This is a genomic window from Faecalicatena contorta, from assembly GCF_021531895.1.
GTDB lineage: Bacteria > Bacillota > Clostridia > Lachnospirales > Lachnospiraceae > JAFBIX01.
Window position 1 is genome coordinate 1 of the sequence record NZ_JAFBIX010000074.1, and the last position, 1,383, is coordinate 1,383.

1 protein-coding gene is annotated in these 1,383 nt (G+C 27.6%); it reads right to left on the minus strand.

Features of this window, described 5'->3' with window-relative positions:
- On the minus strand, positions 1 to 1,383 hold a 1,383-nt coding region (locus JQM81_RS13455; protein ID WP_235234327.1), incomplete at both ends, for a DUF2142 domain-containing protein.

The window sequence follows — 1,383 nt, forward strand, 5'->3', positions numbered from 1 at the left end:
CATACTACTAGCTGTCCAAGTCTAGCAAAATAAAATAATAAAATTGGTCTACATCCCAATATCATACCTATCCAAATTGCTATTACTTGTGGCCAATAATACAACAATCCCCTTTGAGCCGTTGCCACAACTGATACAGTAACAGGTTCCATGTTTGGATCATCTTTTAATAAAACAATTAACCTATCTATACATAGATTTTGATTTATTTCTGCATAATAAGATTTATCATTATAATTAAAAGAATAATCTAAAAGACGAATATCTCCTATTTCTTTAGGCACTTCAACAAAATATCCTTTTCCCTTTTCTTCAAAAGCAAAATTTCCAATCTCATCTCCTTCAACATCTGACTCTGGTATATTTAATTCTCCTTTCGCCAGCGAATATGCTCTCACAAAATGTCTATACTCATCATCACGACTTGCGGGCGGAACAATAAAAATAGCCAATATTCCTATTATCAATGAAAATATTATGTAAACTTTTCTCTTCAACCCAAAACGCATAAGAATAAATATAAAGATCATTCCACTAAAACAACATAATAAAATTATAGAAATATATAATATTTGATGCTCAAACTGATAACTTTGGCAAAGTACTAATTCTCCTTTACTCATATTGAACAATAGATTCCCAAAATTATTTGTAAACTGTGTTATTAGTACATATTTTTCTCCTTGCTCAAACCTTACATCTGTTACATCTAAATTCAAATGTTCAGAATCATTACTCAAAAATTTTTCTACACTTGTTTCTTGAATTTTTTTTACATTTTGCCCATTCTTATCAACAATCTGATAAGAAATATCCCCCCATTTTCCCGACATATTTTTAATGTCTATCTCTAAAACACTTATGTTATTTGCAATTGCTGTAAATTCTGTCCGAATAATTTCATTATTCGAACTTTGATAATTCATATCACCTTCATTTACATAATATGATTGCTCATCTAATGCATAAACAGTTTTTATCGCTTGTATACCATACCAACATATACACAACATCATAAACACTGCAACAAAATATTGTGTCCATTTTATACATTTTACTTTATCTTTTTTATAAATCCATTGTATTTTAGAATATAAAAAAAATAATAAAAATGTAATAATAATAACTTCTATTCCCCATATCACTAAACACACTCTTAATTTATTAATAAGCGGTAACTCTATAACTATATTGGAATCTTCACCATTCACTTTCAATAACTTATCATCTTCGTTAATATTACATACATTCAATATTCTATTATATATTTCTGTCTGCTCTAAATTTAATATCTCTAATATATTCCAATTTACTCTAATACCTTCAATCTCAAATTGTGAAACATTGTTAGGATCTAATCTAATCTGATTTCCTATAATTAAT